The 843-nt window shown below is 48.5% G+C and carries 1 protein-coding gene and 1 pseudogene; both read right to left on the bottom strand.

The window, feature by feature from the left end; translation table 11 throughout:
• Positions 1–286, bottom strand: a pseudogene (istB, locus tag EA14781_RS22040) (IS21-like element ISEc12 family helper ATPase IstB); the annotation flags it as partial.
• A 14-nt stretch (positions 287–300) separates the two neighbouring features.
• Positions 301–843, bottom strand: a 543-nt coding sequence (locus tag EA14781_RS22035) for a Mu transposase domain-containing protein (protein WP_042190024.1), incomplete at its 5' end; no start/stop codon positions are given.

The following is an 843-nucleotide window of genomic DNA, read 5'->3' as shown; positions in this document are numbered from 1 at the left end:
TTAACCAGTTTCCCTGACTGAGTGAACGGATGAGGGCCCTGTCCAGCCCTCTATTGTTACGATAATCCAGCTTTGATAACTCAGCATTAAGTCTGAACCGTGCATGTTTGATCAGACGCTCTGCCTTCCTGTTTTCACGGCAGGTTAGTTCTTCTGCTGTCAGTAATGACAGGCGTTCTTCGAAGCCCAGCTCCTGGTATGTGCCCGGCTGAGCAAGTTGCTTTTTAAGCGCATCACGGAAGCCGGTGAGTTTAAGTGCGGTCAGTTGTTCGTAAAGATGATTCATCATTGGATCCCGTATCAGTGGTAATACTCACTGCCGCGTACGTTTTCGTGTTCCATCGTGGATAACAGATCTGGTTTTGGATCCTGAACAGGTTGTTTATCCAGACCTTTTTCCAGGATCGATTTAATACCTGACAGACGCCATACCTTTGTTTTCAGAGCTCTTGCACATGCTGCATTAAGTCTGGCTTTACTGTATTTTTTATGAAGGTTCAGGAGTCCAAGGCAGAAGCGATAGCTTTGTTCCGGATGTGGACGAGAGTTCAGTATATGAAGCACATAACTATGAGTTTCACTGCCTATGTGCCCCGCCCATTCCAGAAGACGCTCTGGCGTCCAGGTGGCATGCTGTCGATGAGCTTCAGGCATGTGCTCGTTGCGGGTACTGTAGCCATAAGTACGCTTGCGCGGGTGCACAGCAACCTCCTGCCCCTGATTGAAGAGTCTTACCAGTTCTCCGGAGATCCATGCTTCCAGTTGCTGGCCTAACAGCGAACATGGAACCGAGTAGTAATGTTTGTCGATTTCCACGTGGTAATCGGCATGAACTCTGACTTT

It is taken from the genome of Escherichia albertii NBRC 107761 = DSM 17582 (assembly GCF_000759775.1).
GTDB lineage: Bacteria > Pseudomonadota > Gammaproteobacteria > Enterobacterales > Enterobacteriaceae > Escherichia > Escherichia albertii.
This window is presented reverse-complemented; position numbering and strand designations above follow the sequence as displayed.